At 34.1% G+C, this 14454-nt stretch carries 8 protein-coding genes; all 8 read right to left on the minus strand.

Annotation, left to right across the window (positions count from 1 at the left end; translation table 11 throughout):
- Positions 1-40: 40 nt before the first annotated feature.
- On the minus strand, positions 41-757 hold the full coding sequence (locus J8H85_RS13850; RefSeq protein WP_209655807.1) for a FadR/GntR family transcriptional regulator: 717 nt from the start codon (positions 755-757) through the stop codon (positions 41-43).
- A 181-nt stretch (positions 758-938) separates the two neighbouring features.
- Positions 939-2264: a RagB/SusD family nutrient uptake outer membrane protein gene (locus J8H85_RS13855; protein ID WP_209655808.1), complete on the minus strand. Its 1326-nt coding sequence runs from the start codon at positions 2262-2264 to the stop codon at positions 939-941.
- An 11-nt stretch (positions 2265-2275) separates the two neighbouring features.
- The gene (locus tag J8H85_RS13860) at positions 2276-5530 is read right to left on the minus strand and encodes a SusC/RagA family TonB-linked outer membrane protein (RefSeq protein WP_209655809.1); all 3255 of its coding nucleotides are present in this window, start codon (positions 5528-5530) and stop codon (positions 2276-2278) included.
- Between the two features lie 427 nt (positions 5531-5957).
- Positions 5958-7175 carry a D-mannonate dehydratase ManD gene (manD, locus tag J8H85_RS13865; RefSeq protein WP_209655810.1) on the minus strand — a complete coding sequence of 406 codons (1218 nt, stop codon included), beginning with the start codon at positions 7173-7175 and terminating at the stop codon, positions 5958-5960.
- A 107-nt stretch (positions 7176-7282) separates the two neighbouring features.
- The gene (locus tag J8H85_RS13870; RefSeq protein ID WP_209655811.1) at positions 7283-9628 is read right to left on the minus strand and encodes a polysaccharide lyase 6 family protein; all 2346 of its coding nucleotides are present in this window, start codon (positions 9626-9628) and stop codon (positions 7283-7285) included.
- 31 nt (positions 9629-9659) lie between these two features.
- On the minus strand, positions 9660-10937 hold the full coding sequence (locus tag J8H85_RS13875; protein ID WP_209655812.1) for an Nramp family divalent metal transporter: 1278 nt from the start codon (positions 10935-10937) through the stop codon (positions 9660-9662).
- A 73-nt stretch (positions 10938-11010) separates the two neighbouring features.
- The gene (gene gndA / locus J8H85_RS13880; protein WP_245243816.1) at positions 11011-12909 is read right to left on the minus strand and encodes an NADP-dependent phosphogluconate dehydrogenase; all 1899 of its coding nucleotides are present in this window, start codon (positions 12907-12909) and stop codon (positions 11011-11013) included.
- Positions 12902-13972, minus strand: a complete 1071-nt coding sequence (locus J8H85_RS13885; RefSeq protein WP_209655813.1) for a polysaccharide lyase family 7 protein — start codon at positions 13970-13972, stop codon at positions 12902-12904. The genes gndA and J8H85_RS13885 overlap by 8 nt, the downstream gene beginning before the upstream one ends.
- Positions 13973-14454: the final 482 nt, after the last annotated feature.

The following is a 14454-nucleotide window of genomic DNA, read 5'->3' on the forward strand; positions in this document are numbered from 1 at the left end:
GATTATTTGATTTAAGAATTATCGTTTTACCTATTCTCATTTAATGTTCACTAACACCACAATACTCGTACAGTAACTTAAAATGAGTTTTCATTCTTTTTTCAGCCAATTGCGGATCTTGATCTTTAATTGCTTCATAAATCTCGGTATGTTCTTTTATTCTTAATTCATCTAAACTATCATAATCTTTATGATACTTTTTAAAATCGACAATTATTTGAGGTGTAATGCCAATCATAATCTGATTCATAGTTACATTACCACTTGCTTTAGCAATGGCCAAATGAAATAACAAATCTTCTTGAACTGCGTCTTGTCCAGATAATAATTTGGTTTTATGTGCGCTTAAGGCTTCTTTAATTCTATCCAAGTCCTCCTTTGTACGCCTTACTGCAGCCAAACTAACCGCTTTTAGTTCTAACAAAATTCTGGTCTCTACCAAAGATTTAAAATCGGGCAAACCAAGGCTTAGAATATCTTCAACCATTCCATTCATAGCAATAGCACCAATATTGGCAACAAAAGTTCCGCTTTGTGGCTTTGATATTAATATTCCATAAGATTCTAACTTAAGCACTGCTACTCTTACACTTCTTCTACTAACATCGAACTTTTCAGCTAATATGCGCTCTGCGGGTAATTTATCACCAGGTTGTAAATGTTTTTCGTTGATTAATTCTCTTATTTGAGAAATGATTTTTTTAACCCGGTTGGTGATTTCTTGGTTTTCATTTTTTGAAAGGACATCTAAGTTCATATAAAATTTAATTGGTGTACCAGATTGGTACGCTAATTTATTAAATTTATTCCATTAACAAAAAAAATATCCTAATTATAGGTTAGGGTTATAAAAGATTAACCGATCTAAGAGACTCAGACCGGTTAACCTAAAAAACTAAACTAACTCAAGTTTATTATTTTATATCTAATAAATTTTATTAGTAACCAGGGTTTTGAGTAATTACATTAAAACTTGCTGAAAGTTCTGATATTGGAACAGGAAATAAATAATAATTGTTATCAAATGTTTTTCCTAAGGCAGTTTGGGCAGTACCTGTTCTAACTAAGTCAAACCATCTTTGTCCTTCAAATGCCAATTCCAATCTTCTTTCATTAGCAATTGCTGTTCTTACAAGAGCTTGAGTATTAAGTGTAGCCGGATTTAAATCGGCTAAACCAGCTCTACTTCTTATGCTCACTGTAGGATACAAACTGTTTAACGGAGCAAGTGCAACTGCTGCAGAAGCTCCCGTTTCATTCAATGCTTCCGCATATAATAAAAGAATATCTGCAAACCTAAGTTCTATCCAATCTTGTTCAGCACCGCCCCATTTTATAGACGCAGTTTCTGCTGCATTAAATGTTACTGCTCGTCTTGTATCTCCGGGACTCGCATTAAATGCGGCTATTAATGATGCGTCTAATGGTGTAGGTGATTTTGTATCACTCCCACTACTCCATGTAGCAAACCTTGAAGCAAAAGTATATTCTCCGTTAATACTACTTGTTATTTGAGTTGCAAATAAGATTTCTGAATTCAAATCATTAGCGGAACCAAAAACACTAGCAAAAGTGTTTTTTAAATTGATACCTGCGGCGGAAGCTCCTGTTACAACTGCTGAAAGATGCGGTAATGCACTGGTAAAATCTCCTCTTTGTACATATACCTTGCCTAATAAGCCTTGAGCAGCATATTTAGACGCTCTTCCTTCAGTTCTTGCTGTACCCAAAACTGCTATAGCATCTGTTAAATCTGGAATGATAACATTATCATAAACTTGAGCTACTGGTTTGCGGGCTAAAATAGAAGTATCGGTTAAGCTAGGTGAATCAGATAAATTAATAGTAACATCTCCAAAAACTCGTACAAGTTTAAAATAAGATAAAGCTCTTAAAAATTTAGCTTCCGCTACTTGTTTAGCGTTAGAAGAATTTAAAATAACAATATTTGAACTTAATATCGATTTATACAAAGCTGTATAGAAAGGTCCAAAAAATTGATCTTCCATAGCAGTTAAGCCATTATCAAAATCATCAAATTCACTATATGGAGACTCAAACATGTAAGCATTATCGGCTCTAAAGTCTCCCATTACCACCATTGGCGTAGAGGTATCAATTTGATAGAAATATGCCGCATTTAAAACTCCTGTAAAATCTGTTAAAGAATCAGAACTAGCAATATTAGGTGGATATTGATCTAAATCTGTGGAACATGCTGTTATAAACAACAACGAACCCAATAATATATATATATTTTTCATTTTTTTTTTATTTAAAAATTAACATTTACACCAAAAGTAAAACTTCTTACAATCGGACTTGCTCCTACTTGTAAACCATAAGTTGTTGGTCCCAAATACGTATCATTGGTTGTATTTATACCTTCTGGATTAAAAGAAGTATAATTATCTGCCCATAGGTATAATAAATTAGTTGCTGCAGCATATAATCTTACTGAGCTTAAACCAACTTTACTAATTAATTCTTCTTTAAAAGTATATCCGATAGTTATATTTCTTAATGCAATAAAAGAAGCATCTTGTATTTGAGCATCTAATTGATTATTTGAGTCCAACCAAGGTAACCCATTATGGTCTGCTAAACCATCACTGTTTGAGTCAATTCTATTAACTTGTAATCTGTTACCAAATTCCGATTGCCAATAAATTGGGTCAACATTCCAAATTTCTCCTCCTTGAGATCCTTGAAATTGTAATGACATATCAATATTTTTATATTTAAGATTATGTGACATTCCCCAATAAAAATCTGGGGTATTTTGTCCAATTTTTACTAAATCACCACCATCAGCTACGGTTCTTGTTTTATCAATAACACCATATCCTGGTTCGCCAGGAGCTTGTTGATCTTTCACATAAAATGCCGAACTATTGATACCAATATTACGTGTTGGATCTGCCATATATTTATCTTCAACAGCACCTAGAGTTTCTACGCCCCACATTTCACCAATAGCTCCGCCTACATAATTTCTAAATACAGGACCTCTACCACTCTGACCGTGAATAACATCAGGTAATTGATCTAAACCACCTAAATCTGTGATTTTTGTATCCACTGTAGATAAGTTACCCCCCATACTCCAAGAGAAATTTTGATTACTAACTAGATTTGCAGTTAGTTCGAATTCCCAACCTTTACTTCTAACATCGCCAGAATTTAGGGCTATGGAAGTAGTCCCTAGAACTTCAGAAACACTTTGATTAATTAAAATATCCTTAATATCAGAGGTATAATAATCGACACTTATTCTGAAACGGTTATTTAAAAAACCTGTGTCAACACCATAATTTGTTTCAGTATTGGTTTGCCAAGTTAAATCTTCATTAGCAACATTACTTGGTATTAAATAGCCTGTACCCATAACGGTTGCTGCCGAGTTCAAAAGACTTAATGAATCATAAGCCCCTAAAAAAGAAGTTGTTCCTAAAGATCCGTAACTAAATCTTGGTTTAAATAAGCTCAACACACTATTACCTTCTAAAAAGGATTCGTTATGCATATTCCATCCCAAAGAAAAAGCTGGGAAGGTTGCGAATTTTTTATTAGCACCAAAACGTGAATCACCATCTCTTCTAACAGATACAGATGCTAAATAACGATCATCAAAAGCGTAGTTAATTCTACCAAAAACACTCTGTCTGTTAATAGTCTCGTCACGCTCTGTTACTACAATATCTGCAGGGCTTAAAAGATTATAATTAACAATATCACTAAATGGCACATTGGAACCTCTTAGAGCAGTTCCATCAGTATATAAGCCTTGAAATTCTACTCCAATTACTGCTGATACATCATGTTTATCTGCAAATACTTTAGCGTAACTTAAAGTAGTTTCACTTAATACGGAAGTTTTTTTAACGTCCGTTTGGTCTAAATCCGTTTGTGATAAACGTCCGTTAGAATCCGAATAAGGGCTACGATAGTAATACAATTGCGTGTCTAAAAGATCAGCACCTAAAACTGTTTTTAAATTTAAACCCTCAACAATGCTATATTGCAAATAAGAACTAACATTACCAAAGAATGTTTTTTGCCATTGTTTTGTATTATCTAATTTTTGCGCCGGACCTGCATCTCCTGTTCCTCCAATACCGTTACCTGCTCTTCCATAATGCCAATCTACTGCAGGATCACCAGGCTCTAAAGTGTAAATGCTCTTATTGAAAGGAGCATCATCCGCTGTTCCTGAAACACCATCGTTTCCTCTTCCTTGATAACCCGAGTCAAATGAAGCACTAAGCCCTGGTACGCCCTGACCAGATAAAGTTGCTCTTTGCTGATCCAATTGTTGAACAAATGCAATAGACTCCGCAGTATGATAAATAGGACTAATACTATAAGCTCTTAACAAATCTCTCATATCCCAACTCAACATGTCTTGCTTAGATGTAAAGCCATTAAAACTTACTCCTGTTTTAAACTTTTCTCCTAATTTAGCATCAATATTCAAACGTGCGTTTAATTTTTCAAAACCTTGAGTAATTATTATACCCTCCGTGTTTTGATAACCTATAGATCCAAAGAAATTTACATCTTCTGTTCCACCACTCATACTAAAATCATGACTAGTACTATTAGCTGTCCGAAATAACCAGTCTTCCACAGACAATACATCTGGCGAATCTTTATAAGCATTTATCCTATAATCTACTAATCGAGAATCCACTGCAGAAACATCATAAGTTCCATCTGCAATACCATCTTCTAATATTTTACCCCATTCTCCAGCAGTCTTAAGCATATCATTTCGCTTAAGGTATTTATCAGAGAAACTTGTATAAGCATTATAACTAAAAGTAGCTTTTCCACTCTTTCCCTTTTTTGTAGTAACCAAAATAACACCATTAGCACCTCTAGACCCATAAATAGCCGCAGAAGCTGCATCTTTTAATACTTCTAAACTTTCAATATCGTTTGGGTTTACTGTTGCTAAAGTTCCTGAAATTGGAAAGCCATCCACTACAATTAAAGGGTTTGAATCACCTGAAATAGAGGACGCTGCTCTAACTTGGATTTTTGGATCTGCTCCTGGCTCACCACTTTGATTTTGAATTCTAACACCAGGTAACTTACCTGCAAGTGCATCGTCCACACGAGCAGCTTGCACAGCGGCAACATCTTCACCACCAATTTTTGCTATGGCTCCTGTAAGATGTGATTTTTTTCTAGTACCATAACCTACCACAACTACTTCGTCCAATTTGGCAGCATCTTCTACCATAACTACGTTAAGTGTTCTTTGATTTGTAATGGTAATAGATTGCTTAACATAACCTAAGTAAGTAAAGTTAAGTACATCTCCTTTCTTAACTTCCAATTGGAAAGCGCCATCAAAATCTGTTGCCGTACCTTTTGTGGTTTTTGCAATAATTACATTGACACCAGGAATGGGCATGTCGGCCGCATCCTTTACTGTACCGGATAGTAGATACCCGTCTTGTGCAAATAATGATATATTGAATATCAATATTAGCATTAAAGATAGTTTAGTTTTTAAATTCATTTGTAATTTGTTTAAGTTAATAATTTTGATTTAGTTATTGATTGTTTTCTGGAAAACCAAAGTGGTTTACCAGTTTGGTACGCCAAATATATGTTATTTTTATGTTAAAAAAAAACAATTCAAGGATTTAAAATAATAAACACTATCATTTTACAATAAAATGATATTTTTAAGATTGATTTTTTATGAATTATTTAAATAAATTTTGTTGAAAACATGATGATTTTATCTAAAAAATATTGTAATGACTTCCTGAAAATTAAAAATCATCATCGATCTCGATGAACTAAAAATGCACAGTTGAAACAGTAATATTTTTAAATATTTAAACTTAATATCACCCTTCTAGATAATGAACCTTTTATTTTAAATGATAACATTCTAATAAATAAATTTTAGATGATGGACTTCCATCTAAAAGTCTCTTTTACCAATTCCATAAAGTACCATCTTCCAATCGAGAGACTGGGAGGTATGATCTTTTATACGGATATTTTATAGCAGCTTCTTCATTAAATTCTACGCCAATTCCGGGTTTATCTTCTATATAGATTTCCCCGTCTTTTAATTGGGCTTGAAAGTTGAATACCTCATTTAATTCTGGGGTGCCAAAACCTATAAATTCTTGAACCCCAAAGTTGGGTGCCCATAAATCTAGATGCATATGCGCCATGAAACAAATAGGAGACAGATCGGGTGCACCATGGGGCGCCATTCTTACGTGGTACAACGATGCAAAATCGGCTAGTTTTTTTAATGGTGTAATGCCACCACCATGGGTTACTGCGGTTCTTACAAAATCAATATATTGGTTTTCAATTAAGTGTTTGGCATCCCAAATGGTATTGAATTTTTCGCCCAATGCCATGGGCGTTGTAGTATGGTTTCTTATTATTTTATAACCTTCAGGATTCTCATAGGTTACAGCGTCTTCAAGAAATTTTAATTTAAATGGTTCTAGTGTTTTCCCTAATTGCGCCGCTTCAATGGGTGTTAACCTGCTATGTACATCATGGCACAATTCAATGCCATAACCAAACGTATCTCTTGCTCTTTTAAATAATTCAGGAATAAAATTTAGATATTTGGTGGTTGACCATGGATGTTCTGGAGGCAATGGCCTGTTACCTTGCAATTCGTAATAATTCTTTTTATCACCTAAAGTACCATAAGTGCCTTCAGTACCAGGAATGGTGCATTGCAACCTAACTACTTTATACCCATCTGCTATTGCTTTTTCTAAATTACTAAGTACTTCTTCAATAGATTCACCATTCACATGGGCATAAACGGTAACTGCCCTTCTACTTTTCCCTCCAAGTAACTGATAGACAGGCAAACCCGCAACCTTCCCTTTAATATCCCAAAGAGCGGTATCAATAGCACCAATAGCAGCCATACTTACAGCGCCATTTTGCCAATAAGCACCTTTATATAAATACTGCCAAATATCTTCTATTTGATGGGCATCTTTACCAATTAAACATGGAATGACGTGTTCTTCCAAATAAGATACAACAGCTAATTCCCTTCCGTTTAATGTGGCATCACCTATTCCATAAACTCCTTTATCTGTTAGGATTTTAACGGTTACGAAATTGCGACCAGAACAGCAAACAAAGACTTTAATTTCAGTGATTTTCATGCCAAACTATTAATTTTATTGAAACTCTAATGTACTCTTTTTTCTAATTACTTTTACATCTATTATACTTATAATCAGCATTTAAAAAACGTTTATAAGTAGTGCTATTAATTATTTAATATCCCTAAATTTAAAGCATCTGTTCCTTTTCCTTTTAGTGGTGAATTTTCTAATAAAATGAATGATTCACTATCATAGTTTGGATTGAAAGTCCATAGATTTTGTACGTTGTATTTTTCATCTCCAGTTACATTTAGCTTATCGGACTCGTAGAAATTATTATTTAAAATATTAACAACGGGCTCGCCTACAACCAAATGCATGTTGATGCCTTTTGTTTTGTTGAAAATATTATTTTGAATATCTACAACCTGAACACCGTATAACGACATGGCTGCTTCGTATTTATTCTTACTTCCGAAGCCAACATTATCGAAAACATTATGGTCTATTTCTAAGAATGGACCGAAGGTACTTTCATCCTTCCCTCCTCTATACAAACGCAATGCGGCGCCTTGAACATCTTTTAAACTGTTATTTTTCATAATAAAATATTCCACATTGTAAGCGCCAATATCATCAGTTTCGGTATCTAATGCCGCTATATGTCCGGTAATATTCTTGAATCTTGAATTTTGAATGCTGATGGTATCGGCAAATGTGCCTTTGGCAACCCTTAAAACGTCGAACGAATGGTTTACTACAAAGTTCTCGAAATCGCAATTATCAATAAATAGTTTATAGTTCTCTATCATCGAGTTTTTACTGGTACTTATTACAGAATTTCCAGCGTAATCGGGTGAACTTGCACCATCAAATTTGATGTTTTCCAAAGATAAACTTCCACCATTTTGAATTTCAAAAGCCATCATACGTTCAAATAAAATAATCGCTTTTTCTTTTCCTGATGATTTAAAGGTAAGTGGATGATTCACCTTTACGGCCTTGGTTAATAAGTAAGTTTCACCTGAAGTTAGCTCAATAATATCACCCGGTTTTGAGTTTTGAGCCGCATCAAACAAGGTATTGATACCTGGTTTAGCTTTTACAAGGCTCCCTGAGTTTAATGCCACATAAGTATCTGTTTTTGAATACCAAGAAACCCCTGTATTTTCTTTAGTTGCAATATTGGGGCTGATGGTAATTTCATGCTTAATTTTATCGGACTTCGGAATTAAAAACCCTTGTTCGCTTTTAACCAATTGAATATCTGCATTTTCAAATCCACTAGAAATACCAGACTCCATATTATTTCCTAAAATATTGTCTTTAAATGTAATACCACTAATATCATCATATACCGTAAAGATGTTTTTCTTGTGATCGTTATAAAAAATGTTATTGGAAATTTCCGAAGTTCTAGGGGCTTGACTTCTTTCTGCATCGCTTCCCGCACATAATTGAATGTGGTCGCAATTAACAAATGTATTGTTACTTACTTTAGAATCTATAACCGGTACATAACGATTTGGTGGCGAATTTGGAACACCGTTCATCATAACAAAAGCACCTCTAAAGCGGTAGCCTGTTAAACCAATATGATAGTTATTAATCACGGTTTGTGTTTCGTTTATAACGCGCACACCACCTGTACTTGGTTTTCCGTTTCCTATAAATACATTACCATCCACTAAAGTTTCGTTTCCATGGCGCATGGTCAACGTTCCGGTGCATTCAAAAAACGTATTATATTTAAAGGTGTTTTGACAGGATTTGTTAGAAATAATTTCATGTTCGCCATTGGTTCTATCAAAATAATTGGATTCTACCAAGGTATTTGAGTTTTCTAAAGCGTTGTGGCTGGTACCAATTCTTAAAGTTTCGCCTCCGTTATTCCCGTAAGTTGATCGTGGCCCAAAATAGTTATGGTCTATTTTATGGTTGTTGGCAATACTTTCTTTGGTATCTAAACCAACAATCATGGTAACACCCAAATTCTTTTTACCAACAATGTGGTTGTGGTCTATTCTATTATTTTTTCCATAAATGGTTACCCAATAATCTTGAACCTGGCGCTCTGGGTTATTGTAATTATCAATAACACATTCGGTTAATCGGCAATTATTTGCCATTTCCTCTTTATTCTTTCTAAAAGAAATTACGGCGTTGGTAGGTGTATATCCGTTTTTAAAAACCAAACCTTCAACAATTAAATATTCTCCTGCTATTTGTAGGTTTGAAGCACCTTCCAAAGTTACCTTACCTTTTTCTTCAACCGTTAAAATAATTGGTTTTTCTTCTGTACCCTTGCCTTCAAAAACCAATTCTGCATCTTCCCAAACACCGTTTGCCATGGTAATAACATCACCTGGTTTTGCGTTTTTAACGGCATCATTAAATTCAGATACATTTTTCACAATTAGCCCACTAGTTTTAGTTTCCATGTCTTTACAAGAAAAAGTTAGTACTAAAAGCGTAATTACTACACTGTAAATTTTTAATTTATTTTTCATTTTAAAAGTTGTTTACCAAAAAATGGTTATGTTAAAAGTATTTTGTCATGATGCCAATAACTCCCGTATAAGAGATAACACAAGAAAAGAACAAGGCTGCATATAATCCAATATTTACCCAAATACCAGTTTTATACCCTTTCATAATTGTTTTATTATTTACCATAAGTATGATACCTAGTACCACTAGCGGTAGAATAAATACATTAAAAACTTGAGATAGGATTTGAATTTCTATAGGGTTTCCGCCAAATACAGGACCAATTAAAGCCACTAAACAAGCGATAAAAGTTATAATTCTGAATTGTTTTGAATTCGTATCCAATTCGCCCGATTGGTAATCGGCAACCAAAAGCGGTGCAATTAATAAGCATGGAAAAATAGAAGACAATCCAGCGCTTAAAGCTCCGAAAAAGAAAATAGTAACCGCCCATTTACCAGCAACAGGCTCTAAAGTATTTGCCATATCCAAAACTTGCGTCACTACTTTGCCTTCATAAAACAAAGCGCCTGCAGCCACAGCCATTATGGTACCACTAATTACAAAAATTAATATAGCGGCAGTGATTGAATCTTTTCGTTGTTGGTCTAAATTTTCTATGGTCCATCCTTTTCCTTTTACAAATAAGGGACGCGATAGAAAGGTTGCTGCTGCCATGGTGGTACCAACAAATGCTGCCACTAACATTTTACCATCTGGAACATTTGGAATGGATGGTATCAATCCTTTAATTACATCCATGGGTAACGGTTGTACTAGGCATAACGACAATATAAATGAAAGCCCCATAAGCGTTACAAAAATGACCAATATTTTTTCGAAAAAAGTGTACTTACCTACCAGCATTAATAAGTAAAACACAACAATGATTAAAATAGCGGTTATTAAAACGGTTTCGTATTTCAAATCTTCTAATCCTGAAAAATTAATGGCTAATATTTCATAAATGATATTGGAAGAAATTCCTAAAATACCCATTAGCGAATTCCATTGCCCGAACGTAATCCCAATAATGATTAAAATAGCTAAGGCTTTACCGTATTTTAAATGTTTTTTAAAACCGAAGAGTGCTGTTTCGCCTGTTATTAAAGCGTAGTTACCATAAACAAACATTAAAACCCCAGAAAAAACACAGCTTAATAACAACACCCATAATAATTGCATGTTAAATTGGCTACCTGCAACAATCATGGAAGTTACGCTACCCGTGCCAATGGTATAACCTATGGCAAAAATACCAGGACCAAAACCTAACACCAGGGCTATTATTTTTTTAATTAAAGATTTCTTTTCTTTTGATTCTGACATGGTTTATGGTATTTAGTTGTTGGTAATAGTTGTTGGTTAATAGTTGGTAGAGCTTGAAAGCAAAACTTAACTTTTAGTTTTGCTGCCAGTTGGTGTGGTGAAATTTACCAGTAGCATCATCGGTTCGTTGATAGGTGTGTGCTCCAAAATAATCGCGTTGCGCTTGAATGATGTTGGCAGATGAATTAGCGGTTGCATACCCATTTAAAAAGTTAACAGATTCGCTTAAACATGGTATGGCCAACTCACTTATAATGCACTGTGAAACTACTTTATTTATGGATGGTTTTAATAGTTTAACCTGATTGATAATGGTTTTATGTTCTAAAATATTATCGTCTTCCTTTAAAACTGAAATTAACTCTACCATAAAATCAGATTTAATGATGCATCCATTGGTCCATATTCTAGCTATTTCGCTTAAATTCAAAGTCCATTTATAGGCTTTTCCTGCTTCGGAAATTAATTTAATACCCTGGTAATGGTTTATAATACGTGCAAACTGATATGCTTTTAAAACATCATCAATATCTAAACTAAACGATGAAGGTTTTATATTAAAGTTGTTACTTGCTTGCAGTCGTTCTTCTTTATAAAATGAGGTGTAACGTGCAAATAATGCCGAAGCTATTAATGTACTTGGGGCACCTAGTTCTGCGGTAGCAATGGTTGTCCAATTTCCTGTACCCTTATTACCCGCCTTATCTACTATTTTATTAACGAGCCAATCATCAGCATCTTTTTTTCTTAAAACATCGATGGTAATTCCTAGCAAGTAGCTATCCGCTTTTGGCTTCCAAGACTCTAAAATAGTGGCAATATCATCTGGGTTTTTCCCCATGTTTTTCAGAATGGTGTAAACTTCTGCCAACAATTGCATTTCAACATATTCAATACCATTATGCACCATTTTTACAAAATGCCCACTCCCTTCTTCACCTACATAGGTACAACATGGTAAATTGTTAGCGTCTTTGGCAGCAATACTTTCCAAATACGTTTTTATTAAATTATAAGTTTCTTTATTTCCACCCGGCATGATGGAAGGACCTTTTAACGCCCCTTGCTCGCCTCCTGAAACTCCAACGCCTATAAAATGAATGTTTTTAGTATTTAAGTAATTGTAACGCTGTTTTGTTTGTAAATAATTTGAATTTCCTCCATCTATTAAAACATCGCCTGCCGATAAAAAAGGGATTAAATCTTCAATCACCATGTCGGTAATTTTTCCAGCATTTACCATGAGCATGATTTTTCTTGGGGTTTGTAATGAATTTACAAAAGCCTCGATATTTGAAAATGCTTGAGCCGACTCCAACTCTTTATGGGCTTTTTTGAAATTAATAGCCACATCTTCCTCGGTGCCTTTTTCCTCTCTGTTGAACATGGAAATTTTAAAGCCTTTTTGAGCCAAGTTTCTACTTAAACTCTTCCCCATAACCCCTAATCCAAATAACCCGAATTCTGATTTCATATGTAATTCTTTTGTAATTCTTTCAACAATGTCTTCTGGTTTTAACCCAATATTTATTTCTAATGCCTCTTTGGGAGATTCTAAAGTATCAAACTGTGATTGTAATAAATCTGAAGACATGAAATGATTTGCTCTATTATTTAATCGTTCAAAAATTTGATTAAAACTTCCTGCTAAATGAACCCATTTAACTTGATTTTGAATATCTGTACTTAAAATTTCTCGATATGATTTTTTTAAGGCAGAACAAACAATGATGCAGCTGTTATTTTTTAATTGTTTGTTCGCTAATTGATTAAGCGCTACCAACCAACCGTATCGGTCTTCATCATTAAGAGGCATACCGCTACTCATTTTGTCTATATTGGATTGTGGATGAAAATCATCACCATCAAAAAAAGGAATATTAAGTTTTTCGGATAACAACTTTCCAATGGTGCTCTTTCCACAACCTGAAACGCCCATTATAAAGATGACCTGGTTTAAATTATTATTCATTTTTATCCTTATTTGGCATGGTACCAGGTCCAACAGTTGCTTCTTTAAACCAAACTTCTGCATAACAGCCATTGGCGTATTGTTTTGCTATATCGCCATTATAAGTTTCAGAGCCTGTATGCCAAACGATATTTTCTTCAGGATCTTTTCCGTTTGTTTGGTTATAAGCACCTTGCTTAAAATTTTGTAACTCGCCAGCATAGGCATTTGCCCGTTCTACCCCATCACGACCTATGGACGCATATAGCGTTAATATTTGTTGAGGAATATCGGCCTTGGTTGCAAAATCTGATTTTAATAAGTTTTTAGTGAACTTTTTGGTTTCATGACCCTCACTTTTAAAGGTAAGGTACATAATGCCTTCATAAACATTTACTTCATAACTAAAGGTTTCGCCTAATTCGATACCATCTTCTGGCTCATCAGGATATGATGTGGGACTCGACCCGACAACAGCCATATCATATCCCCAAACTGGGGTAGAATAATCCCAGCGTTTGGAATTATCGCCCTCTGTATTAATTTCATAGTTCCAATAAACAGAACCTTTTTTATGACCTGGAAATTTTTTATAGAATATTTTTAAAGGTTCATTTTCATGCCCTTCTGTACCATGAATCTGTCCAACTACAACTGAATATGAAGCCGCTACCCTAGCATCGCCCGAAGTTGAAACATGCATAACTTTTAGCGTACCTGTTAATTTTCCACCGGTTTCGGCTTTCCAATGTTTTTTCTGTCCTAACTCTGTACGTGTATTGCTCGAGTTTTTTGAAGTTATGCCCGAATTAGGTGTTTTATAAACAACCCAATCCGTTTTTCCATCATTTGAAACATAAAAAAAATCTTTATGCTCCACTTTTACTAAATCTTTAATGCTTTTACCATCGCCGCATAAAATAGTAAACTCGTCCATAAATGGAATGACGTCACTTGGATAAATTATGGATTTTGCTACTTCTGTATTGGACTTTTTAGCTGAATCTTTGCAACTATTGATTACAAATGGAATACTAACTATTAAAACAAGGCGTAATAATAATTTAATGATTTTAGTGTTCATTTTATTAGCTTTTTATTGTTTAGTTGTTTTTAATTGGAGCATTAAGATACCGTTTGCAAACTACTTTTAAAAAGGAATTATAGAACTTCAAAAAAAATTCTCCTATTCATTTTAATCACAATTTAATCTAAACAAATATTTGGTGCACCAATTTGGTGTACCAAATATAATGATTTTATATTACTATTAAAATATTTACTGATTGTTATTTTAAAATATATAAACCAATGAAATTGTCAAAATCCATTCCCTGTCCTACTTTATTTATAATAAAAAAAGAGGTTGTCTGAAAAGTGTATTAAGTTTTATTTGACAGCTTGAGCTTGTCGAAACCGATGTTGATTATCCGTAAGTAGAACTATTTCGACAAGCTCCTTTAGATTTGTTTTTATAAATTTAAGAAAGAGAAAGGAAATAAAGTGAACTAAGACAGGCTCTGAATTTTAATGTTCAATATGTGATTTAGACTTTACTTCCCTTTC

It is taken from the genome of Mariniflexile gromovii, assembly GCF_017814435.1.
GTDB lineage: Bacteria > Bacteroidota > Bacteroidia > Flavobacteriales > Flavobacteriaceae > Mariniflexile > Mariniflexile gromovii.

Excerpts from the sequence above, each read along its gene's own strand:
- J8H85_RS13860 (WP_209655809.1), bottom strand. The coding sequence starts at position 5,530 with ATGAATTTAAAAACTAAACTATCTTTAATGCTAATATTGATATTCAAT.
- J8H85_RS13855 (WP_209655808.1), bottom strand. The coding sequence starts at position 2,264 with ATGAAAAATATATATATATTATTGGGTTCGTTGTTGTTTATAACAGCA.
- J8H85_RS13875 (WP_209655812.1), bottom strand. The coding sequence starts at position 10,937 with ATGTCAGAATCAAAAGAAAAGAAATCTTTAATTAAAAAAATAATAGCC.
- gndA (WP_245243816.1), bottom strand. The coding sequence starts at position 12,909 with ATGAATAATAATTTAAACCAGGTCATCTTTATAATGGGCGTTTCAGGT.
- J8H85_RS13850 (WP_209655807.1), bottom strand. The coding sequence starts at position 757 with ATGAACTTAGATGTCCTTTCAAAAAATGAAAACCAAGAAATCACCAAC.
- J8H85_RS13885 (WP_209655813.1), bottom strand. The coding sequence starts at position 13,972 with ATGAACACTAAAATCATTAAATTATTATTACGCCTTGTTTTAATAGTT.
- manD (WP_209655810.1), bottom strand. The coding sequence starts at position 7,175 with ATGAAAATCACTGAAATTAAAGTCTTTGTTTGCTGTTCTGGTCGCAAT.
- J8H85_RS13870 (WP_209655811.1), bottom strand. The coding sequence starts at position 9,628 with ATGAAAAATAAATTAAAAATTTACAGTGTAGTAATTACGCTTTTAGTA.